The organism is Filomicrobium sp., assembly GCF_025698805.1.
In the GTDB taxonomy this organism is placed as follows: domain Bacteria; phylum Pseudomonadota; class Alphaproteobacteria; order Rhizobiales; family Hyphomicrobiaceae; genus Filomicrobium; species Filomicrobium insigne.
Genome location: NZ_JAILWT010000003.1, coordinates 513,021 through 535,182 on the forward strand (window position 1 = coordinate 513,021; position 22,162 = coordinate 535,182).

Consider the following 22,162-nt stretch of genomic DNA (forward strand, 5'->3'; position numbering starts at 1 on the left):
TGTCGGGGGATGTTCCCCCGACAAAAATAATTCAGCCGAGTTTGCGAGGTTTGCTACGCGTATCCGAGAAAATTCCCGTGAGCGCCGCATGCGCGGCCGCATGGGTCAAATCGGCATGCAACGGCGTGACGGAAATCAATCCATTGGCGATCGCCCACAAATCACTTCCCTCGACGGGGTGAGAGAGACGCCGCTCAAAGCCAAACCAGAAATAAGACCGCCCCCAAGGATCAAGCCGCTCGTCGATGTTGAGTAGGTTTTGATCTCGATGTCCCTGGGTCGTGATCATCATGCCGGAAACCTCATCCGGCGGGAGATCGGGGTAATTAACATTGATCAAGACGCCCGCAGGCAGCTGGTTCTTCAGCAGCCTTCTGATGAGTTCCGGGCCATGGGAGCGCGGAGTGTCCCAATGGATGTCACCGTTCTTGTCGAAGCCGCATGTAAGGCTCATGGCGATCGAGGGGATACCGAGCATCGCGCCTTCCATGGCGCCGGCAACAGTGCCGGAGTACGTCACGTCTTCCGCGAGATTCGAACCATGGTTCACTCCCGACAGGACTAAGTCCGGCGGAGTGTTCAGGAGGATATGGCGCACACCCATAATGACGCAGTCCGTGGGTGTCCCGCGGATGGCAAATTTGCGCTCGGCAACCTCGCGGCATCGCAATGGCTCATGGATCGTCAGGGAGTGTGCCGAGCCAGACTGATTTGTCTCAGGAGCGACAACCCAGACATCATCGGACAGCTCATGTGCGATCTCCTCCAGGACCGTGAGCCCCTGAGCATTGATGCCGTCGTCGTTGGTTACAAGTATGCGCATATCACCTCATGCAGCCGCATCAGGCGGCCGGTTCGATCCGTTCCATTCCTCCCATATAGGGACGCAACTCCTTCGGGACGATGACAGTCCCATCGGCCTGCTGGAAGTTTTCAAGGATCGCGACCATCGTGCGACCTACGGCGAGCCCGGAACCGTTGAGCGTATGGACAAAGCGTACGTCCTTATCTCCGGCGCGGTAACGCGCATTCATACGCCGCGCCTGGAAGTCACCACACACGGAGCAGCTTGAAATCTCACGGTAGGCATTCTGACCTGGCAGCCACACCTCAATGTCGTAGGTTTTACGCGATGCAAAGCCCATATCCCCTGTGCACAGCAACATGGTGCGATACGGGAGTTCGAGACGCTGCAGCACCTTTTCGGCGCTTGCCGTCATGCGCTCATGCTCATCAAGTGATGCTTCCGGCGTCGTGATGGAGACCAATTCGACCTTAGAGAATTGGTGCTGACGGATCATTCCGCGCGTATCCCGGCCGGCTGAACCCGCTTCCGAGCGGAAGCACGGTGTCCATGCCGTACAACGCATCGGCAGTTGATCTGCCGGTATGATTTCATCGCGGACCATGTTGGTCAGCGAAACTTCCGCGGTTGGAATGAGCCAGAAACCTTCCGTCGTACGGAATAAGTCTTCGGCGAACTTGGGCAAGTTGCCGGTACCATACGCAGCCGCATCCTTCACCAGCAGAGGCGGATTGTATTCCGTGTAACCGTTCTCGCCGGTATGCAGATCGATCATGAAGGATGCGATCGCGCGTTCGAGCCGCGACAACGCTCCCTTCAGCACAACAAAACGTGCGCCAGAGATCTTTGCCGCTGTTTCGAAATCCATAAGGCCGAGGGATTCCCCCACCTCAAAATGCTGTTTGGGCTCAAAATCAAATTTCGGAGGTTCGCCCCAACGGCGCACTTCAACGTTGTCGTTCTCATCGGCTCCGAGTGGCACATCGTCGAGCGGCAGGTTGGGGATGGCCGAGAGCACCTCATTAAGCTGCATCTCGAGCTCGCGCGCTTTCTCCTCGCCGGTCTGGATGCGCTCCTTCAAATCCGCGACTTCAGCCTTGAGTTTGTCGGCCGCCGCCTGATCCTTGGCAGCCATGGCCTTGCCGATCTCTTTGGAGGCTGCGTTTCGGCGGCTTTGCGCGTCTTGAAGAGCTGTCAGATGGCTGCGTCGCGCCTCATCAATTTCGATGAGCTTGCCAGCAGCGGACTCCAGACCGCGCTTTTTTAAGCCTGCATCAAAGGCGTCGGGATTTTCGCGAATCCACTTGATATCGAACACGTGAGGCCTCGTAGTATCGTTCGGAAAGTAGGGCGAGCTATAAAACGGGTAGAGCTGCCGGTCCAGCGGCGTACTCCGGACCGGCAATCGCAGCAGCATCAAGCCGCGTCAGGATGACGATTCAGACTTCGCCTCTGCCTTTTGCTTTTTCTCGACATGCCGGACGGCGATGATCGAAGCTTCATAGAGAAGGCACGTAGGCAAGGCCATTATGATCATTGAAATAGCGTCCGGTGGGGTCAAGATCGCTGCTGCAGCAAAAATGCCGACGAACGCATACCGCCGCGCAGCTTCCAGTGCTTTGGAATCCACAACGCCAGCACGTGCCAACAGCGTCAGTACGACGGGAAGCTGAAAGCAAATCCCGAACCCCATGATCAACGTCATGACCAGAGACAGGTACTCGCTGACCTTCGGAAGCAGCGCGATTTCGGCATGGGTGGCATCGCCCAGCTGTTCGAAACCAACGGAGAAGCGCACCAGAAGCGGCATCGCGATGAAATAAACGATCGAGGCGCCGAGCAAGAACAGAAGCGGCGTAGCGATCAAGTAGGGACGGAAAGCCGCTCGCTCGTTCTTGTAGAGACCGGGCGCAACAAATTTGTAGACTTGCCACGCGACGACCGGGAACGACAGAAAGGCGGCGCCGAACATGGCGACTTTGATGTCGACAAAAAACTTTTCGAGCAGGTGCGTATAGATTGTTTTAGCGTTGCCGGCGCCGACAACGCTCACAAACGGCCAGAGCAAAATATTGTAGATCTGCTTGGAAACCGTAAAGCACAGCAGGAACATGACAAAAAAGGCGCCGACCGCGTAGATCAACCGGGTGCGTAGCTCAATCAAATGTTCGAGCAGCGGCGCCTTCGATGCGTTGATTTCTTCCTGGCCGTCCCGGGTGCCGGTGTCCTCGACACTCATAATCGGCTCTTCTCTTCTTGCTGGGTCGGTACGGGTGTGCCGGCAGGCACAGCAACAGGAACTGGCTCAGCCACCGCTTCCGGTGCCTTCTGAGGTGCGTCCACGGTTTCAGTCTGCACCGCGCTCGCCGCCTCTGTCGACCCTGCCTTCGGAAGGGCGGGGGTTTGCGCGCTTTTGGCTACAATATCCGCCTCTCGGGTAGCTTCCGCCAACTCGCTTTCGACGGAACTCTTCGCCTGCCGCACCGTGCTGGAGACTTCATCGCGTAGCCCCGCCACATCCTTGCGGATCTGGTCCAGTTCGGTGTCTCGCATCGCCTCGTCAAACTGGGCGCGGAATTCGGCCGCCTGCTTGCGGACGACGCTTGTAAAGCGTCCGATGGTGCGCAGAAAAACGGGCAACTCTTTAGGCCCCACAAAAAGCAGGGTGATGATGCCCAGGATCAGCAGCTCGCTCCAACCAATGTCGAACATGGAATGCGTACTCGCCAGACCGCGGTGTCAAAGCGTCCCGGCAGCTCAGATAGCTACCGGTTACGCCCTTCTCCGCGCGCGGCCCATTAACCGACCTTGGTGCTCTGCGTCTCAGACTTCTCAGACACGGTCGAGGCGTGATCGATGGTCTTAGGAGCGTCGGACTTAGCCTTGGCGGTATCTTCTTCGTCCGCCATGCCCTTCTTAAAGCTCTTTATACCCTTGGCGACGTCGCCCATTACTTCCGAGATCTTGCCGCGGCCAAATAATAGCACCACGATCAAAAGTAGGATGACCCAGTGCCAAATGCTAGTTGCACCCATAGGTTGCTAGCTCCTGCGACGGTTGTCGTCGCGTTATGTTGGATTACTCGAAGGGAGACTATCGCAGAAAGGTTGCGAGCGAGCAAGCAAGTGGCGGTTCATCCATCACAAACCGACTAACTCGCTGGCAATGTTCCATTATTGCTGCCGTTCGAGGGGAAAACAAGCACGCCTTCCGGATCAATCGAGACGCCCACTTCTGCGCCTTTGTGCCAACTTCCATTGCCCGCTGGAAGGCGCGCGTGCAGCGGCACATCGAAGCCGCTCACGCCAATTTCAACAAGTATGATGTCTCCGAGAAAGCGAACGTGCAAAATACGGCCAGCCAAACCCTCGCCCGCAGACCTTAGTTCAATGCCGCGCTGGCGGATACACAACGTCGCCTTGGTGCCGTCTGACATGCCCAATGCGGGGATGCGTCCGATGGGGCTCGCGATTTCGCCGCCCGTCACAGTCTGGGGGACTTCATTAATTTCCGAGAACATGCGCGCGATGAACAGCTCGGATGGGCGGCTGTACATATCCTCAGCTTTACCGACCTGAACGACGCGCCCCGCACGCATGACGGCGATGCGATCACCCAGCCGCATGGCTTCCTCGGGGTGATGCGTCACGATGATCGATGTGGAGCGCGTTTCGCGTAACAAGGCCAGGGTTTCCTCCTGCATTGTTTCACGAAGTTGTACATCAAGGCCGGAGAACGGCTCGTCCATCAGCATGACAGACGGACGAGGGACAATGGCACGGGCAAGAGCCACGCGCTGTTGCTGGCCGCCCGATAGGATGTGCGGATAGCTGCTCGCATATCGCTCGAGGCCGACGCGTGCCAGGATCGCCATGGCCTCGCGATGTGCCTCTTCCCGCGGCAGGGCTCTCAGACCGAACGCGACATTGTCTAGGATCGTCAAATGTGGGAAGAGCGCGAAGTCTTGGAACATCAAACCGACGTTTCGGCGCTCTGGCGGTTCGAAGCGATCTGGACCGGCGACTTCCCGGTCGTTGATTAGCAAGCGGCCTGCAGACGGTTTCTCGATTCCAGACGTAATGCGCAGCAGCGTTGTCTTTCCGCAGCCCGATGGCCCCAACAAGCAAACAACCTCGCCTGGAGCAATGTCGAGGTTAAAATCCCGCAGCGCATAGATGTCGCCATAGCGGCGAGAAACGTCTTCGAATGTCACACGTGCTGCGAAGGATGCGGCCGCCCGCCCACGCGAACTCGCAGCCGGCGCTTCTGCGGTGGCTGACGCCCCAGACCAGCGCGGTATCCATTCATTCAGCCGCACCGTGTACGCCCCATGCTCTGCTCTGTCCTCGGCTATGTTGATTTGTCCGCTCAAGAAACGAGCATATAAGGGCTATGATGATTTGTGCAATCGTGATGGCCGTTACGACTTCTGGGTTAGACCGTGGAAGCACCGGATTCGTCGGTAGAATCCGGCTCCTCCGCATCGCGAATAGGTAGATCCATTTCGCTTTGCTCTTCGGGCTCCTCGTCTTCGGCATCCAATGGTAATTCATCCGGCATCAACGCGGCCACGTCCTTGGGTTCGGGCATGTTGAAGCCCGTCGGCAGTGATGAGTCCAGGAGCCCGGCACCTTTCAACTCGGAAAGGCCCGGTAAATCCCTTATGCTATCAAGGTTGAAGTGCTCCAAAAACCGCTCGGTCGTCCCATAGGTTACGGGGCGCCCGGGAGCACGACGGCGTCCCCGCGGCCGTATCCATCCTGTTTCCAGCAGGATGTCGAGTGTGCCTGCCGATGTTGAGACACCCCGGACATCTTCAATCTCAGCCCGCGTGACGGGCTGGTGATAAGCAACAATCGCCAACGTCTCGAGTGCTGCTTTCGATAGCCGCCGCTCGGTAACAGAGTGGCGCTCCAAGAGATACGACAAGTCGGTCGCAGTCCGAAAAGCCCATTTGCCCGATATGCGTACGAGGTTGATACCTCGATTAGCGTAAAACGCCTGCAGTTCCCTCAAGATGCCAGCGACATCAGCATCTGCTTCTAAGTGTTCCGCAAGCTGCGCTTCTGCCATTGGCGCGGTAGCCTGAAACAATAAGGCTTCAACGATGCGCAACTTGTTGTTCTGATCGGCCAGAGGCAACGTCGCGACATTATCTGTGTGCGTCGCCTGGGTATCGTCGGGCTGCGAAGCCTCAGGTCCCGTTGGCACCAATGTCAGCTTCGGCCCGTTGGCAGGAGGCCTGTTAAAAGGATTCATCCGTCACCTTTCACAGCGTCGCGCAACGTTGCCGCCTCAGGCGGCAGGATCGCGTCGACGCATAAAAATTGCAGCGAAGGGCGCTTCCTGACGTAGTTCGACAAGTCCTTCACGAGCCATCTCCAGGGTCGCACCGAAAGAGCTGGCACGCACAGTTCTTTCCTCCTCGTCGAGAGGCAAATACTCAGCGATGAAACTATCAAGCTGAACCCAGACGCCTGTCGTATCGCCGACGAGTCTTTCCAGACGGCGACGCGCATCCTTGATGGACCAGACCTTCCGCGCCGCAACCCGGTGCACGACCTTGACGGTCCGCTGCCGTTGTATAGCGTAGGCCTTAAGCAGCTCATATAGATCCGCCGTCCACGCCGTTTCCCGCACAGCCTTGATCGTTTCAGGCATCCCGCGCGCAAAGACGTCGCGGCCGAGGCGCGGCCGCGTCATAAGCTCCGCTGCCGCCTTGCGCATCGCTTCAAGCCGCATAAGGCGGAATGCCAGCCGTTGTGCCATCTCTTCGGCGCTTATCTGATCGTCCGGCGTATCCTCGCGCGGCAGCAACAATCTGGACTTAAGATACGCCAGCCACGCCGCCATCACGAGATAGTCGCCAGCGAGCTCAAGACGCAGCCGCCGTGCTTCAGCAATGAACGTGAGATACTGCTCGGCGAGCGACAGGATCGAAATTTTGGAAATGTCGACCTTCTGCGTGCGCGCCAATGCCAACAACAGGTCGAGCGGCCCCTCAAACCCCGCGACGTCGACAACAAGGGCCTCCTCGTCGCCGGCCACAGCCTGTTCTACCGGGCTGTTCCAATCGGAAGTCTCAACAGTCGGGCCTTTGTCATCATCGTCCATAGCGATGGTTCTTTACGTCCTGATTTCAGGGTTTGCGCGCAGTGGTCTTGTTTGCGGCTCTTGCAGTTTATACCGATTCAGCTGCGGAGCCTTGATCCAGGATCTGCGCCAAGGCAGCTTCGGCCTCGGCCTTATCATAGGGTTCTACGGCGGTCGTTGTCCGCCACGCCACGTCAAATCGCCGGGCCGCCTCCCCGTCCAAAGACGGAACACCGCTGGCAACCAATTGCATCTCGTCGAGGCGGCCGTTGCAATGCAACGCCACGTCGCAGCCCGCTGCCAGTGCGCGTTCCGCCCGAGAGCGCAGAGATCCTGTCAGGGCCTGCATGGACACGTCGTCGCTCATCAGTAGGCCGTCGAAGCCGATCGCCCCACGGATAACTTCAGAAATGACTTTGCTAGACGTTGTCGCAGGCTCGTCTGGATCGATGCTAGAATAAACGACATGCGCCGTCATCGCTGCGGGCAGGTGGGCAGCCGCTTTGAACGGCGCAAAGTCACTGGCCGCTAATTCGTCGGCGGACGCATCAACCGTGGGTAGCTCGATATGGCTATCGCACACGGCGCGTCCGTGGCCAGGTATGTGTTTGATTACGGGCAAAACGCCGCCAGCGGCGAGCCCCTTCGCAACTGAGAGCCCCAATTCGGCCACCGGTGCCGCTGCTGTTGCATAAGCGCGATCGCCAATAATGTTGTGGGATCCCATGACGGGGACATCAAGGACTGGCGCGCAATCAGTATTGAGCCCGAGCGCTCGAAGATCGTCGGCCAAAAGCCTGTAGACGAGTTCTGCGGATTTTGCTGCCGGCGCGACATCGCCACCTGCCGCCGTGAGATAGGCACGTCCGGGTGGAAGCGCGCGGCCAAGCGGTGGTCGCAGACGCTGTACGCGCCCGCCTTCCTGATCGATGAGTGTGAGAACCTCATCGCTACCGATGGCTTGCAGCGCATCGTTGACAAGTCGCCGGATCTGCTCATGGGAGACGCAGTTCCGCGCGAATAGGATGATGCCAACCGGCTCTGTTTCGCGCAGAAAAAGCGCTTCATCCGGACCAAGTTCGGGCCCCGCAAGCCCGGTGATGAATGCGTGACGCATGTGGGGTGCGCGACTAGTACGTCGTAATCCAGCAACCGGAATATCCGGCGACCTTAAGCTGGCTGCAGAGCTGCGCGGCGCTTTCCTTGGAACCCGGCGGCCCAACCATCAAGCGATGATAGCGTCCCCGAGAGCCGAGGTTTGCCTCACGGACGTCCGGCGTACGCGACCCTAGGACACTCGAGTAATTCTGCTGCAGGTCTGCGTATTGAGCCAGAGCATCCACTCGACTTGTCGTAGAGACCGGAACGGAAGCCAGAACAGCAACGTACCCGGCAGATGCTGCTGCTGAAGTACTCGGACCGGTCGAAGCCGTTGTGACAGGTGCGGTATTCTTCGGCGCTGCAGCGGCGACGCGCGCACTCGTGACACGCTCAGACGTATCGGCCGGCTTTGCTGCAGGTGGAGGCGCAGCGCTCGACGAACCCGACGTTCCCTGATCGCGTGTAATTACGACAGGGCGTGCCGGAGAGCGAGGCCCGGTAGAAGCCGGCGGCTGTACGACAATCGGTTGCTGAGGCGTATTGGTGGCCGCAGTCGGAGTAACTGGCGGGCGCGTTGCAGCCCCGCCAAACCCATCGACCAGCGTCAAACCGGGGACTGCCACAACGGGGTTGTTCGGCGGTGTCTCCGAAGGAGTTGGTGCGGAGCGCGGGGTAACGATGTCGCCGTTGCGGCCGATCATCACTGTCGAAACACGGCGCGAGCCATCGTCGGCAGCACCGGAGTTACGCGGCTCGCTCAGACGGCCGAGAATTTTCGAATCAGTGTGATCGAAGCTGCGTCCGCCCGGGTCTTCAGGACGCACCTTGGGTGGCTGGGACGCCCCCTTTACGACAGGTGTGCTTGCGACTTGCGTCGCACTCGGGCCAACGACAATCTTGTAGCCATAGGCCATAGCGCCGCCGATCATCACGGTACCGACCAACGCCATTACGATCCAACCGATGCGAGAGCGCGGGCGCTCTGCCGGTTCGTCGTCTTCATATTCTTCTTCGTCGTCATACTCCGCATGCAGCGCTAAATCCTGCGTCGCATCGTAGCCAGCGCTGGCGAAGATCGGGCCAGAATCGAGGGCAAAGTTGCTACCAGCCTCCTGCTGTCCCCAACCACCATCGGCATACTCACCGTGCGCGGCAGCTGCCGGAGTGAATTGGGACGACGGATCGTAGCCGCCAAAATCGTGATTGCCCTGCTCTTCGTTGCGAGGCCAATCCTCGAATTCCGAACCGCGTAGTCCTGGGCGCTCAGTATCGAACGCATTGCGCGAGCCCAAATCGGGATATCCCGGCACAACAGGTTCTTCCGGCATAGAAGGCGCGGTCGGTTGCAGATAATCTTGGAATTGACCGTGCATATCCCCCGCAGCGGGGTAGCCCCGTCCCGGATCGAGATGGGGTTCGCGCGTAGGCTGATACTGCTGAGGTTCATATGGCGGCGCATACCCACCAAGCGCCGGCTCAGGGTAGGACGGGAACTCCGGTGGCGCGCCATATCCCGCTCCGGGATTTCCTTGATTTGGAATCCCTAGGCTTGGCTGCGATGCGGAGTCGTAAGGCTCGAAGCCCGGCGCTTGCGGGTAGTGATAGCCATCTTGGCCGCCCCCATACGGATTGTGCTGGGGGGCTGAGGGATATCGCGGATCAGGCGGCGGCACAGGCTCGATTGGTTGGCCGTATCCGCCAGGGGCGACGGGTTCATACCGACCTTGCGGCGGAACAGGCTGCTGCCAATAGGGGTCCTGCGGGTACTGCCCACCATAGTCCTGGCCATTCGGCCAACCGCTGTTTTGCTGACCATGTTGCGGCGCTGCGGACTGGTCCAACGGGTGACCATGTTGCTGTTGCGGAGCCGGATGGCCGGGGCGCGTACCATATCCATCTGAACGTGCCATCTCGGGTAACCCTCTTTCTAACCGCCTGCGCTAAACCCTCTTTACGAATCGTGAGTCTAACGCATTGCGTTCGGGGCCTCGACACCGAGCACACCCAGTCCAGAGGATATTACCTGCCGAGTGGCTGATATGATGGCGAGCCGAGCTGCGGTTACGCCCATGTCGTTGCTGTCGATAAAGCGCAAATGTGGCGAATCATTGCCACGATTGTATTGAGAATGAAGGGCTTGCGCCAAATCATAGAGGTAAAAGGCAAGGCGATGCGGCTCGTGGGCAGCGACCGCGCCCGAAATGACCCGAGGGAAGCTTCCGAGCAGCTTAACCAATTGAATTTCCCCAGGATCTGTCAGCTTGGACAGGTCGGCCGCCGCTAAAGCTTCATTTGACGTGCTCAAGCTGGGGAAAGCCTGTGTAGCGTTGCGGAAAACCGACGCGATACGAGCATGCGCGTACTGAACGTAGAACACCGGATTGTCTTTTGACTGCTCCGTCACCTTGGCAAAGTCGAAGTCCAGGGGCGCGTCGTTCTTCCTGTAAAGCATCATGAAGCGAACAGGGTCACGGCCCACTTCATCGACGACATCACGCAGCGTTACGAAAGTGCCGGCACGCTTTGACATCCGGACAGGCTCGCCCGCGCGAAATAGTTTAACGAGCTGGCAGATCTTTATGTCCAGGCTCGCTTTGCGGTCGGACAGGGCCGCAACAGTAGCCTTCATGCGCGATATATAGCCGATGTGATCCGCACCGAAGACGTTGATCAGCTGTTCGAAGCCGCGCTGCAGTTTGTTGTAATGGTAGGCGATGTCGGACGCGAAATACGTGTATCCGCCGTCAGATTTTACCAAGGCCCGGTCAACGTCATCGCCAAACTCCGTAGAGCGGAACAAGATCTGCTCACGATCTTCCCACTCGTCATCGTCGTGTCCTTTCGGCTTCGGGAGCCGGCCCTCATAGATCAACCCCTTCTGCTTTAAGAGGTCTATAGCCGCGGCTACCTGGTCCGTGCCGTCCTGGATGAGGGAGGCCTCCGAGAAGAAGACGTCGTGACGAATGTTGAGTGCGGCCAGATCCTCTCGGATCATCGCCATCATCATTTCGATGGCGGTCTGGCGTACGACGGGTAGCCAGTCTTCGTTCGCTTGAAGCAGTTCGCGGCCATGCTTTTTGGCCAGTGCCTCTCCTACCGGCTTGAGATAATCGCCGGGGTACAACCCTTCCGGAATTTCGCCGATGTCCTCGCCCAGCGCTTCCCGATAACGCAGGAAAGCCGAGCGCGCGAGGACGTCCACCTGATTCCCGGCATCGTTGACGTAGTACTCACGCGTCACGTCATAGCCCGCAAATGCCAAAAGATTGGCGAGGGCATCACCGAACACTGCGCCACGACAATGGCCGACATGCATCGGCCCTGTGGGGTTGGCGGAGACATATTCGACGTTGATCTTCGTGCCCTTGCCGATAGGCAGGCGGCCGTAGGTCTCACCTTCAGCAAGAATGGCGCCGACCAAGCGCTGCCAGAACGACGCCTTGAACCTGATGTTCAGGAAGCCCGGCCCGGCAACTTCCGCCCCCTCAATGTCAGGGTCGGCCTCAAGTCGGGCTTTTAGCTTCTCGGCGATGTCGCGCGGTTTCTGCCGGGCTTTTTTTGCCAGGACCATGGCTGCGTTGGTCGCGAAGTCCCCGTGTGACGGATCGCGCGGCGTTTCAGCCTCGATTGCCGACACTTCCAAATCGGACGGCAGTTCGCCGTCGGCTTTCATGGCTTCCAGCGCGGCGCGGATCAGCCCTTCAACGTGTTCGAACACGTTCATGCGGTGTGAGACCTCAATTTAAGAAGTTAGAAACGGCGCCCGCAAACGCGAAAGCTCGCGCAGCAGCAACCGGCATGCCCGGCTATCGCAATTCCGGCGTGGCGTCAAACAACCGCCGATGCTCGGCGATGGCCAAGCGGTCGGTCATTCCTGATACAAAATCACCGACGAGGCGCGCATAGCGCCGGTCACTCAGGCCCTGCGCGGCGGACCGCCATGCCTCTGGTAATTCATCGGGTTCATTCAGATAGCGCTGAAATAGGTCGCAAACGATGGTTTCCGCCCGCGTCATCACCCGCATCACCCGCGGGTGGCGGTAAACGCGGTCGAACATGAAGCGCTTGAGATCCTTTATCTGAGCTTCCAATTCGGGAGAAAACGCAACGACGGACATCGTTGCTCGCCGGATGTCGTCTGGTGAGCGCGGTGCCAGCGCTCTAAGGCATTGCCGGGAGTGGTCAACGCAGTCACTAATCATGATTGTGATCATCCTGCGCGTGATTTCGTAAATGACGCGGGGATCATCATGTTCTCGGATCGTGGTCTGCACATTGCGCGCCACTTCTCCGGCGAGAGGGGCCTCGGCAATATCGGCGATAGAGAGAAGCCCCGCACGCAGGGCATCATCGATGTCGTGGTTGACGTAAGCGATATCATCGGAGAGTGCAGCTACCTGAGCTTCGGCGCTTGCATACTGATCCAATTCAAGGCTCCGCCAGCGCTCCAGCACCCGCAGCACCTTCGCAACCGGGTGGTCGGGTCCGTGGGCGACGGGCCCATTATGCTTAGCCAAGCCTTCCAACGTCTCCCAGGTGAGATTGAGGCCGTCAAACCCCAGATATTTGCGTTCCAGGCGCATAACGACACGCAGTGACTGAGCGTTATGGTCAAAGCCGCCGTAGTCGGTCATGGCATGGTCCAGAGCGCGCTCACCGGCATGTCCGAAAGGGGAATGTCCAAGGTCATGGGCAAGCGCCAGGGCCTCGGCCAGGTCCTCATCAAGCCGAAGCTGCCGGGCCACGGTGCGGGCAATCTGTGCGACTTCCAAACTATGTGTCAGGCGCGTACGATAGTGGTCACCCTCGTGAAAAACGAAGACCTGCGTCTTATATGTAAGACGGCGGAAGGGCGTCGAATGCAGAATGCGGTCACGGTCGCGCTGAAAAGGACTACGTGTTGTACACTCCTGTTCAGCATGCTCGCGACCGCGACTGGGAACGCTGCTAGCCGCATAATCCGCCATACTGCGCGCTCCGGGCGGCAGTGTTTCGCCGTAATCGTCCCTATCGGGCGATGAATCTAATTGGCGCCGGCCGATTGTCATGAAGCGCGTCTTTCTCATTAGGCCGCTTGCCGTTTGACAGGGTGGCGCGGCGCCCTATCTTCATGAGCGAGTCCCCTATACGAGAGCAAGCCTTGTTGGCAAACCTCTCGGAAGACCGCCATTAATGATGGATGCGATGGATCATAAAGTCACCGTCACCGAACGCGCCGCCAAGCGCATTGCGGAAATTGTTGCTACCGAAAAGGACAACTCGATGCTGCGTGTCAGCGTCGATGGTGGCGGCTGTTCAGGCTTTCAGTACAAATTCGATCTCGTGGCGCAACGCGAAGATGACGATACCGTACTAGAGCGGGATGGCGCGACAGTCTTAATTGATCCCGTCTCTCTTGGCTTTTTGGTCGGCTCCGAAATCGACTTCGTCGACGAATTGATCGGCGCCTCGTTCCAGATCAGGAACCCCAACGCAACCGCTTCCTGCGGCTGCGGCACAAGCTTTTCGATCTGACCTCCGATCGGTGCCATTGCATGAAAATCGCGACTTGGAACATCAACGGGGTCAAAGCCCGGATCGAAACAACTTTGACCTGGTTGCGTGAAGCGAACCCGGACGTCGTCTGCCTGCAGGAAATAAAGAGTATCGACTCCAACTTTCCCGCTGAGCCGTTTCAGGATCTTGGCTATCAGGTCACAACGCATGGCCAGAAGGGCTTCAATGGCGTTGCCATCCTCTCCAAATCCAGTGTCGAAGACGTCATGATCGGACTGCCGGGCGATGATGATGATGTGCAGGCCCGCTATCTCGAAGCAACGGTTTCTACAGCGAACGGAGCGGTTCGCGTCGTGTCGCTCTACCTGCCAAACGGCAACCCCATCGGGTCGGAGAAGTTCTCTTACAAGCTTTCCTGGATGATGCGACTGGAAGCGCGCATGAAGGCTTTACTGGCAGAAGAGATGCCCGTTGCCGTTGCGGGCGATTACAACGTTATTCCGACGCCGGAGGATGCGAAGAGACCTCAGGCCTGGACCAATGATGCGCTTTTTCAGCCCGAAAGCCGGACGGCTTTTCGCAGGCTGATCAACCTCGGATATTACGACGCTGTCCGCGCAACGGCACCGGGACCTGATCAGCATACGTTTTGGGACTATCAGGCTGGAGCCTGGCAAAAGAACGATGGCATTCGCATCGATCATATTCTGCTGTCACCGCAGGCGGCAGATCGACTAGATTCGGCCGGAATCGACCGTGAAACGCGCGGCTGGGAAAAGCCTTCGGACCATGTCCCTGTGTGGGTCGAATTGACGATGTAAGGAGGGTCGGCTGCCGTCAATCGTGTGGCCGGTCCGAAAATCAACGATAAAAAACTGAGGCCTGCGTTAGCGACCGCCTTCTGTCGACGCACCGACGTTGCGGAACTCACCCGTCCCAGGTGCTGTCGTTCCCGTCATAAAGCGGGTCGACGATGTGCTGCTCGGGCGACTTGAAGCTTCGATTTGATTGGAGGATCCCGGCGCTTGCTGGTCCAATCGCAATGGCACGACTTCGCCGTTAGAACATGTGCGCTCTGGGCTCTGGTCCAGCAAGCCCAAGGAACTCTGGTCGCGGACTTCGGGCTTGCGGCCATAACGCGTGTCCCACTCAGCGACCATGCCAGTCACTTGACTGCGGACCCCCTTCGAAGCGCCACAATAGATGTTCTGATATGTGTCCTCGATCCAGACGCGATCTTGCGGCGGGGCATTCTTTACGGCAACCGAAATCAGCGCCAAAGCGCGTACCGGATCGTTAGGCATGAACTTGCCGCGCCAGTAGAGATCAGCCAAGAACGCCTGCGCTCCGGCATGCCCTTTCTGGGCTATGATTGCCAGCAGATGCTTGGCGCGTGCAATGTCTGGTGCGACGCCGTCACCATGCAACTGCAGCTTTGCCAACTCGAATTGCGCGTCTTCATCATTGAAGAACAGAGCCGCGTGATTGAGATATTCAGCGGCCAGCGCCGGGTCTGCTCGCAGTCCGATTTCGGGGAGACCAAGCCGAACGTATCCGGCAAGCGCAGTCAGGGCACGGGCGACATAAGGTGCGCGGGTATCATCATCGGGATCGGCGTCGGCATACTCGTTCGCAATCTTCTGATAGAGCATGTACGCCTTAGCATGATCCGTATGCGCACTGTTATTGTCAGCGTAAAGTCGCGCGAGATAGTATTGCGCGAGGAACAGGTCCTTAGCTGCCGCGTGCTCCAACGCAGGAATCGCGATTTCGTAATAGCCGCCGTTGTAAGCGCTGACACCTTGGCGCAGCGCTTCTTCCGCCGACACGAACTGCGGTACGGCAGCGTGGCCCGTCACCGGACCCGCCATCGTCACAGCCGCCAAGCAGGCTGCGGCAATCAACCCATTCTTGCGCTTATATGTCCGCATAGCAGTGAACTTCCGCCTTTCCACCAGCGTGGGTGACCGCACCGTACCGCGCGGGCCCAACCTGATTTGCGTACTTCCTCAACACACCGCTCTGATAGGCGTTGGCAGGTTCCTGCCATTGCGCCCGACGAGCTTCGAGTTCAGCTTCGGAAACTTCGAGGTCGAGCGTGCCCTTGTCGGCATCGATCGAAATCATGTCACCATTGCGGACGAGCCCAATGGGACCACCTACGGCCGCCTCAGGCCCAACGTGCCCGATGCAGAAACCGCGGGTCGCGCCAGAGAACCGGCCATCTGTGATGAGAGCGACTTTGTCGCCTACGCCTTGTCCATAGAGAGCCGCTGTCGTCGAGAGCATTTCACGCATACCGGGCCCACCCTTCGGTCCCTCATAGCGGATGATGAAGACGTCGCCCTCGTTGTATTCACGGCGATCGACGGCTTCGAATGCATCCTCTTCACAGTCGAACACACGCGCAGGTCCACGGAAGGTCAGCTTCTTCATGCCGGCCACCTTCACGATTGCTCCATCGGGAGCCAACGTGCCGCGCAGTCCCACAACACCGCCAGTCGGCGATATGGGATTTGAAACCGGGTAGACAACCTTTTGTTCCGTATTGAATTTCACGTTTTCGAGATTCTGCGCCATCGTTTTACCGCTGACCGTCATACAGTCACCGTGGAGATAACCGCCCTCCAACAGCGCTTTCAGGATCTGCGGTACGCCGCCGATATCGTAGACGTCCTTCGCAACATATTTGCCGCCGGGCTTGAGGTCGGCGATGTACGGCGTACGCTTAAAGATCTCTGCTACTTCGAAGATATCGAGATCAATTCCTGCCTCGTGCGCCATGGCTGGAAGATGCAATGCGGCGTTGGTGGAACCACCCGTCGCAGCGACGATGACAGCCGCGTTCTCGAATGCTTCACGCGTGCAGATGTCTCGCGGGCGGAGCCCATCGGCAACGAGACGCATAACGGCACGGCCGCTCTCAGCAGCATATGCGTCACGGCTTTCATATGGCGCGGGCGCGCCGGCCGAGCCGGGCAGCGCCAAACCTATAGCTTCGGACACACAGGCCATCGTATTGGCCGTGAACTGTCCGCCGCACGAGCCTGCGGAGGGGCAAGCAACGCATTCCAGTTCATGCAAATCGGAATCCGACATCCGGCCCGCCGAGTGCATGCCAACGCCCTCGAACACGTCGACAACGGTGACGTCCTTGCCCTTATAGGTGCCGGGAAGGATTGAGCCGCCGTACATGAAGACAGATGGGACGTTGAGGCGAAGCATCGCCATCATGATGCCCGGCAGCGATTTATCGCAGCCGGCAATGCCGACCATGGCGTCGTAGCAGTGGCCGCGCATCGTCAATTCGATTGAGTCCGCAATCACCTCACGGGACACGAGCGAAGACTTCATCCCCTGATGGCCCATCGCGATGCCGTCTGTGACGGTGATCGTGCAGAATTCGCGCGGCGTTCCGCCACCTTCATCAACCCCGGTCTTCACCGACTGGGCTTGGCGCATGAGAGAGATGTTGCAAGGCGCTGCTTCGTTCCAGCAGCTGACGACGCCGACAAACGGATTATGAATCTGCTCTTCCGTCAGACCCATCGCGTAATAATAAGAGCGATGCGGCGCGCGCGTCGGCCCTTCGGTCACGTGTCTGCTGGGCAATTTCGCCTTGTCGAACTTCTTGGCGCTCATCTCTCTCCCTTTAACCTTCAAATACGCGCAGTGAGAGGAAGCAAAACGCCCCGGGGCCACATTGCGCACCCCCGTGGATCATTCCGACCCGACAATGGATAAGGCTGACGCCGGGCCCGCAAACCCGCTCGCGTCGAACGCCTTAGACCCCGCCCACTCTGCGACTGTTCAACCGTGGTGGACATTGATCGGGGTTTGTGGCCCAAACGTGGCGTGGACGCCGCATAGTGGCGACACAGACACAGTGAAGGAGTCGCAAACAAATTTCCTCCAATCCAATCCTGCCCCGTGGATAACTCGCGGGACTGGCGGATACGCAGCCAAGAATTGAGCAACGGAAGTTTGACCGTGCAATTCGTGTAGCGCCCGACTCCGGCGATCAAAGGGCTATCGGTGGGCGGAAGTTTTGTTTTGGGACGACCAAATCATGTCCAACCGGCTTGCTACATGGGCGCTTGATGCGGCACCAGCAAGGCGGGAAAACGGAAAAGGCCCGCGAAATGAAGTCGCGGGCCCATCTTTTTAAGAATTGAAGTTAACTTAAGCGGCTTCGAGACGCCTCAAGGCTGCGGTCAACCGCTTGATGATGCCTTCCAGCTCCGCCTTACGCTCCCGGGTCTCTTCAACAGCTTCCGGCTTTGCCTTGGCTACGAAGTTTGGATTTGCGAGCTTGGCATCCATCTTGTCGAGATTGCCTTGCGCTTCGCCAATCTCTTTGGCCAGACGACGGCGCTCGGCCTCCATGTCAATGACGCCTTCCAACGGGATTGCTGCCGTCGTCTCGCCAACGACGATCATCGCAGCTCCCTTAGGCGCAGTCGCATCAAAGCTGATCGAGTCGAGACGGGCCAAGCGGCCGATCGTGTCCTCGTGGCGATCCGCCCGCTCGCGCGCCGCCTTATCAGCGCCGGTGATCACAAGCGGTATTTTGGCGCCTGCCGGAATATTCATTTCGCTGCGAACCGAGCGAATTTCCGAGATCAGGGCTACGACCCAACCAATTTCGGCATCGGCCTCCGCGTTCTGCAATTCGGACAGTTTAGGCCACTGAGACAGCGTCAAGAGACTGGTACGTTTTTCTCCGTGCTCCACCATGTGTGCCCAAAGCTCTTCCGTGATGAAGGGCATGAACGGATGCAGCATTTTCAGAATCTGATCGAGCACCCAGGCGACGCAGGCGCGTGTTTCCGCCTTTGCCTCTTCGTCATCCCCATTGAGGATCGGTTTGATGAGTTCGAGATACCAATCGCAGAATATACCCCAAACGAACTCATAGGCAGCCGTCGCCGCTTCGTTGAATTTGTAGGCTTCAAGGCCGGTTGTTACTGCTGCAGAGGCTCGTTCGGTTTCGCCAACAATCCACTTGTTGAGAGTTTCATCGAGCGCGGCAGGATCGAAATCGAACTTGCGGACACACTCGTTCATCTCTGCGAAGCGTGCCGCGTTCCAGAGTTTGGTGGCGAAGTTCCGATAGCCTTCAACACGCTGGGTCGACAGTTTGATGTCGCGTCCCTGAGCGGCCATCGCCGACAAGGTGAAGCGCAACGCATCGGCGCCATAGGAGTCGATGACGCCTAAGGGATCCATGACGTTGCCCTTCGACTTCGACATCTTCTGCCCCTTCTCATCGCGGACGAGGGCATGGATGTAGACGTCGTGGAACGGGACCTCCTTCATGAAATGGAGGCCCATCATCATCATGCGGGCGACCCAGAAAAAGATGATGTCGAAGCCTGTGACGAGAACATTCGTCGGGTAGTAGCGCTGCAATTCCGGCGTTTCGTCCGGCCAGCCAAGGGTCGAGAACGGCCAGAGCCCGGATGAAAACCACGTGTCGAGCACGTCTTCATCGCGTTTCAGCAGAGCATCTGCCGTCCCGGCACGGGCGATTTCGTCGGCGCGCTCTGTCGTTAGAGTTCCGTTCTGAACGTAATGCGTTAGGGCTTCGGCCAACGCTTCACCCTCGTCAGTGGCGACAAATACCTGACCATCCGGCCCATACCATGCCGGGATCTGGTGCCCCCACCAAAGCTGTCGTGAAATGCACCACGGCTGGATATTGCGCATCCATTCGAAATACGTCTTTTCCCAATTCTTGGGCACAAAACGCGTACGACCGTCCTCGACCGCCTTGACGGCGTCCTTGGCAAGTTCAGCGGCATTTACGTACCACTGGTCGGTCAACCAGGGCTCGATAACGACATTCGAGCGGTCACCGTGCGGGACGGTATGGGAAGTCGGCTCGATCTTCTCAAGCAATCCGGCGGCGTCCATATCGGCGACGATCCGCTTTCTCGCAATGAAGCGATCAAGCCCGCGATAGGCTTCCGGCGCGTTTTCATTGAGCTGGGCGATCTCGTCGAGAATGTTGATCTGCTCAAGATTGTGACGCTTGCCGACTTCGAAGTCGTTGAAGTCATGCGCCGGTGTGATCTTCACTGCGCCCGTTCCCTTTTCGGGATCGGAATATTCGTCAGCTACGATCGGTATTTCGCGCCCGACAAGCGGCAATGTCACGGTCGCCTTGGCTGCAAGCAAAGCCGCGTACCGTTCGTCTTCTGGGTGCACGGCAACACCGCTGTCGCCCAACATCGTTTCAGGCCGCGTCGTGGCGACAACGATATAGTCCTTGTCGTAACCATCGACCTTTTGCGTGAGCGGATAGCGGAAGTGGTACATGTGTCCACTCGGATCGCGCGCAAGGGCTTTGTCCAGAGCGGCGGCGTCGAAAGCCTCTTCTGAATCCCGGTCCCATTTAAACGAACCTTGCGAGTCCACCTGCACGACTTCCAGATCGGAAATCGCTGTCTGGAATTTCGGATCCCAGTTGACCAGGCGCTTATCCTTGTAGATCAGCCCCGCGCGATATAGCTCGACGAATACCTTGAGAACGGCGCGCGAGAGCCCTTCATCCATCGTGAAGCGTTCGCGCGACCAATCGCAGGAAGCGCCGAGCCGCTTCAGCTGATTGATGATGACGCCGCCAGACTCTTCCTTCCAGGTCCAGACCTTCTCGACGAACGTATCGCGCCCAATCGCGCGGCGGTCCGGCTCCTGGCGCTCCATCATCTGCCGTTCGACGACCATCTGCGTGGCAATCCCGGCGTGATCCGTACCCGGTTGCCAGAGGACGTCCTTGCCGCGCATACGCTCGAAACGGCACAGCACATCCTGCAACGTGTTGTTGAGGGCGTGCCCCATGTGCAGAGATCCCGTCACGTTCGGTGGCGGAATGACGATCGTGAATGGTTCGGCAGCATCACCTTGACGATCAGGGCGGCCAGCTTTGAAGGCTTCAGCCTTCTCCCACTCGCCGTGGATGCGCGGCTCGATTTCAGCCGGCTGATAGGTCTTTTCGAGCATACGGGGTTTTCGCGTTCGCTTCGGTCAATAACAGAGTTGGGCGACCCTTGCGCACCGCACATGGGCCAACACTTCAATTGATTTCGTTGGTCAACGGCAGGAAGCGGTTTGTAGCCGCCCCAATCTGCCGAGTTCACCGGTGTTCGTTAGCACAAAGGCGCCCCGAAGGTGAACTCTTGTGGAGAATGATGACGTTGCTTCGCCCGTAAGTCCTGTTCTTCAGGCTTTCGAACCGGGGTCGGTCTTTACCTTGACAGCGTTTGAGACCTCGCGCCGCACTGTATCCTCGATGATCCGCGGCAGGTTATCGTCCAGCCATTCACGCAACATGGGCCGTAGAAGCTCCATGACAGCGTCCTCAAGCGAGCGCCCCGCTGCGGCACCTGTTTTTGCTGCTGCCTCTTTACCCGACACAGACACCAATGGCGCGCCAAGATTGGTCGCGCCGCTCACTGGTTTTACGGATGCGCCAACGACCTTTTCCGCTTCCACCTTCTTTGTGTCAGACGGTCCCGCAGCAGCCTCCGCCGTTTTTGAGTCAATTTTCTCGAAGGCCTTCAAAACAGGTTCAATGCTGGGAAAGTTGGGTGATGCCTTATTGTCGCTTTGGCCGTCCTTCGCGGGCGTTGTCGGTCGGGAATTGAAGAACGACGGGAAGGATGAGGCTCCTTCACCTTTACTTACCGGCGCGGAAGGCTTGGATTGAGGCGGCGTCGGCAGGGCCGGTGACTTTTCCTCGGAACGTGTGCTTTGTACTGGAACGGCGTCCATCCGGTCCGGCAACGGTTTGCCGGTTAACGGCCCAGGGAAGAATCTTCCGGGACTTTCTTGGGCAGGTTGATCCCCGCCACGTGGATCGGCGTGCGAAGTCACGGACTTTTCGGAGGCCAAGCCCGCAAATCCATTCGCACTGCTTCCTGCTGGCGGCGATGCCGCCGATTGAGGTTCTGACGGTGCTGGGGCGGCAGACTCGTTATGCGCCGCCTCATTGCTACGCATGGAGTCTGCCCAGCTTAGGGGTTGACTGTCGTTTGGCGCTTTCGCGTGCGGAGGCGGTGTAAAATCGCTTTTGCTTGTTGCTTCGCCCGGCCGGCTCAGTCCAGGCGTTGGTGGGCCGCTTCCATTCGACGGTTCATGATCTCGACGCGGCACGAGAGAGCCAAAATCGAAACCAAGGGACGCAGCTCCCGTATTTGGGGGGCTCGGTGCTGGACCATTTATGGGTGCGGCCTGCTCCTCAGCCGAGAACGGACCCGGTGCAACGGCAGCTGGTGGCAACGGTTCTTCCAGAAGATCGGCGAGATCGTCGTCGTCCTGCTGGCCTAATAAGCGCTGCTTCCCTAACTGGTCTGGCTGACTATTGAATGCCGGGCCGGAATGTGGCGGCAAATGCTGCGCAGGGGCCGCACCGTTCAGTTCGCCGCCCGTGCTTTGTTGTTGTGTCGGCGTGGGATTCGGAAGTTCCGGGGCGGCCGTGCCTGCTTCTCCGGGAGAGGGATCTTGAGAGACCATGTTGCGGATGGAGGCCAGAATTTCCTCCATGCTGGGCTCACGGCCGTTGCCAGGTACGCTCATTGCCATTCTCCGCCATTTCAACTGCCTTAACCGGCCGCGATCGGCGCGTCGCAGTTGTTACCCTTAGGCTTGGTACAATGGCTGGGC

The 22,162-nt window shown here is 58.5% G+C and carries 18 protein-coding genes; 2 read left to right on the plus strand and 16 right to left on the minus strand.

Going from position 1 to position 22,162, the window contains the following annotated elements:
- Positions 1-31 precede the first annotated feature (31 nt).
- The 12 genes from surE to K5845_RS09870 all read right to left on the minus strand — a co-directional run bounded on the left by surE (position 32) and on the right by K5845_RS09870 (position 13,047).
- Positions 32-823: a 5'/3'-nucleotidase SurE gene (gene surE, locus K5845_RS09815; protein ID WP_046479120.1), complete on the minus strand. Its 792-nt coding sequence runs from the start codon at positions 821-823 to the stop codon at positions 32-34.
- Between the two features lie 19 nt (positions 824-842).
- Entirely contained in the window at positions 843-2,123 is a 1,281-nt protein-coding gene (gene serS / locus K5845_RS09820) for a serine--tRNA ligase (protein WP_287958900.1), read from the minus strand.
- 108 nt (positions 2,124-2,231) lie between these two features.
- Entirely contained in the window at positions 2,232-3,044 is an 813-nt protein-coding gene (gene tatC, locus K5845_RS09825) for a twin-arginine translocase subunit TatC (protein WP_046479122.1), read from the minus strand.
- Positions 3,041-3,517, minus strand: a complete 477-nt coding sequence (tatB, locus tag K5845_RS09830) for a Sec-independent protein translocase protein TatB (RefSeq protein ID WP_287958901.1) — start codon at positions 3,515-3,517, stop codon at positions 3,041-3,043. The genes tatC and tatB overlap by 4 nt, the downstream gene beginning before the upstream one ends.
- 86 nt (positions 3,518-3,603) lie before the next feature.
- The gene (locus K5845_RS09835) at positions 3,604-3,840 is read right to left on the minus strand and encodes a twin-arginine translocase TatA/TatE family subunit (protein ID WP_046479123.1); all 237 of its coding nucleotides are present in this window, start codon (positions 3,838-3,840) and stop codon (positions 3,604-3,606) included.
- A gap of 116 nt (positions 3,841-3,956) precedes the next feature.
- Positions 3,957-5,123, minus strand: a complete 1,167-nt coding sequence (locus K5845_RS09840; RefSeq protein ID WP_244512421.1) for an ABC transporter ATP-binding protein — start codon at positions 5,121-5,123, stop codon at positions 3,957-3,959.
- A gap of 116 nt (positions 5,124-5,239) precedes the next feature.
- Entirely contained in the window at positions 5,240-6,064 is an 825-nt protein-coding gene (gene scpB, locus K5845_RS09845) for an SMC-Scp complex subunit ScpB (protein WP_082101119.1), read from the minus strand.
- Positions 6,065-6,100: 36 nt separating this feature from the next.
- Positions 6,101-6,919 (minus strand): segregation and condensation protein A, encoded by an 819-nt coding sequence (locus K5845_RS09850; protein WP_287958902.1) that lies wholly within the window; start codon positions 6,917-6,919, stop codon positions 6,101-6,103.
- Between the two features lie 67 nt (positions 6,920-6,986).
- Positions 6,987-8,015: a beta-N-acetylhexosaminidase gene (gene nagZ / locus K5845_RS09855; RefSeq protein ID WP_046479125.1), complete on the minus strand. Its 1,029-nt coding sequence runs from the start codon at positions 8,013-8,015 to the stop codon at positions 6,987-6,989.
- A 13-nt stretch (positions 8,016-8,028) separates the two neighbouring features.
- The gene (locus tag K5845_RS09860; RefSeq protein ID WP_082101118.1) at positions 8,029-9,909 is read right to left on the minus strand and encodes an SPOR domain-containing protein; all 1,881 of its coding nucleotides are present in this window, start codon (positions 9,907-9,909) and stop codon (positions 8,029-8,031) included.
- 56 nt (positions 9,910-9,965) lie between these two features.
- Positions 9,966-11,723: an arginine--tRNA ligase gene (argS, locus tag K5845_RS09865; protein ID WP_046479128.1), complete on the minus strand. Its 1,758-nt coding sequence runs from the start codon at positions 11,721-11,723 to the stop codon at positions 9,966-9,968.
- A gap of 82 nt (positions 11,724-11,805) precedes the next feature.
- On the minus strand, positions 11,806-13,047 hold the full coding sequence (locus K5845_RS09870; protein ID WP_046479129.1) for a deoxyguanosinetriphosphate triphosphohydrolase: 1,242 nt from the start codon (positions 13,045-13,047) through the stop codon (positions 11,806-11,808).
- Between the two features lie 124 nt (positions 13,048-13,171).
- Between K5845_RS09870 and erpA the strand changes: the two genes are divergently transcribed.
- Complete coding sequence (gene erpA / locus K5845_RS09875; RefSeq protein WP_046479130.1) at positions 13,172-13,513, plus strand: iron-sulfur cluster insertion protein ErpA; 342 nt, start codon at positions 13,172-13,174, stop codon at positions 13,511-13,513.
- A 20-nt stretch (positions 13,514-13,533) separates the two neighbouring features.
- Complete coding sequence (xth, locus tag K5845_RS09880; RefSeq protein WP_287958903.1) at positions 13,534-14,316, plus strand: exodeoxyribonuclease III; 783 nt, start codon at positions 13,534-13,536, stop codon at positions 14,314-14,316.
- Positions 14,317-14,382: 66 nt separating this feature from the next.
- Here xth and K5845_RS09885 read toward each other — a convergent pair whose 3' ends face one another.
- The 4 genes from K5845_RS09885 to K5845_RS09900 all read right to left on the minus strand — a co-directional run bounded on the left by K5845_RS09885 (position 14,383) and on the right by K5845_RS09900 (position 22,075).
- Entirely contained in the window at positions 14,383-15,426 is a 1,044-nt protein-coding gene (locus tag K5845_RS09885; RefSeq protein ID WP_052743899.1) for a tetratricopeptide repeat protein, read from the minus strand.
- Entirely contained in the window at positions 15,413-17,137 is a 1,725-nt protein-coding gene (ilvD, locus tag K5845_RS09890) for a dihydroxy-acid dehydratase (RefSeq protein WP_046479132.1), read from the minus strand. Before ilvD ends, K5845_RS09885 begins: the two co-directional genes overlap by 14 nt.
- A gap of 540 nt (positions 17,138-17,677) precedes the next feature.
- Complete coding sequence (locus K5845_RS09895) at positions 17,678-20,500, minus strand: valine--tRNA ligase (RefSeq protein WP_287958904.1); 2,823 nt, start codon at positions 20,498-20,500, stop codon at positions 17,678-17,680.
- Positions 20,501-20,719: 219 nt separating this feature from the next.
- Positions 20,720-22,075, minus strand: a complete 1,356-nt coding sequence (locus K5845_RS09900) for a DUF2497 domain-containing protein (protein ID WP_287958905.1) — start codon at positions 22,073-22,075, stop codon at positions 20,720-20,722.
- Positions 22,076-22,162: the final 87 nt, after the last annotated feature.

Coding starts and splice junctions, on each gene's coding strand:
- erpA (WP_046479130.1), top strand. CDS start 13,172: ATGATGGATGCGATGGATCATAAAGTCACCGTCACCGAACGCGCCGCC.
- K5845_RS09850 (WP_287958902.1), bottom strand. CDS start 6,919: ATGGACGATGATGACAAAGGCCCGACTGTTGAGACTTCCGATTGGAAC.
- K5845_RS09895 (WP_287958904.1), bottom strand. CDS start 20,500: ATGCTCGAAAAGACCTATCAGCCGGCTGAAATCGAGCCGCGCATCCAC.
- K5845_RS09860 (WP_082101118.1), bottom strand. CDS start 9,909: ATGGCACGTTCAGATGGATATGGTACGCGCCCCGGCCATCCGGCTCCG.
- K5845_RS09885 (WP_052743899.1), bottom strand. CDS start 15,426: ATGCGGACATATAAGCGCAAGAATGGGTTGATTGCCGCAGCCTGCTTG.
- surE (WP_046479120.1), bottom strand. CDS start 823: ATGCGCATACTTGTAACCAACGACGACGGCATCAATGCTCAGGGGCTC.
- K5845_RS09870 (WP_046479129.1), bottom strand. CDS start 13,047: ATGACAATCGGCCGGCGCCAATTAGATTCATCGCCCGATAGGGACGAT.
- tatC (WP_046479122.1), bottom strand. CDS start 3,044: ATGAGTGTCGAGGACACCGGCACCCGGGACGGCCAGGAAGAAATCAAC.
- argS (WP_046479128.1), bottom strand. CDS start 11,723: ATGAACGTGTTCGAACACGTTGAAGGGCTGATCCGCGCCGCGCTGGAA.
- scpB (WP_082101119.1), bottom strand. CDS start 6,064: ATGAATCCTTTTAACAGGCCTCCTGCCAACGGGCCGAAGCTGACATTG.
- xth (WP_287958903.1), top strand. CDS start 13,534: ATGAAAATCGCGACTTGGAACATCAACGGGGTCAAAGCCCGGATCGAA.
- ilvD (WP_046479132.1), bottom strand. CDS start 17,137: ATGAGCGCCAAGAAGTTCGACAAGGCGAAATTGCCCAGCAGACACGTG.
- tatB (WP_287958901.1), bottom strand. CDS start 3,517: ATGTTCGACATTGGTTGGAGCGAGCTGCTGATCCTGGGCATCATCACC.
- nagZ (WP_046479125.1), bottom strand. CDS start 8,015: ATGCGTCACGCATTCATCACCGGGCTTGCGGGGCCCGAACTTGGTCCG.
- K5845_RS09900 (WP_287958905.1), bottom strand. CDS start 22,075: ATGAGCGTACCTGGCAACGGCCGTGAGCCCAGCATGGAGGAAATTCTG.
- K5845_RS09835 (WP_046479123.1), bottom strand. CDS start 3,840: ATGGGTGCAACTAGCATTTGGCACTGGGTCATCCTACTTTTGATCGTG.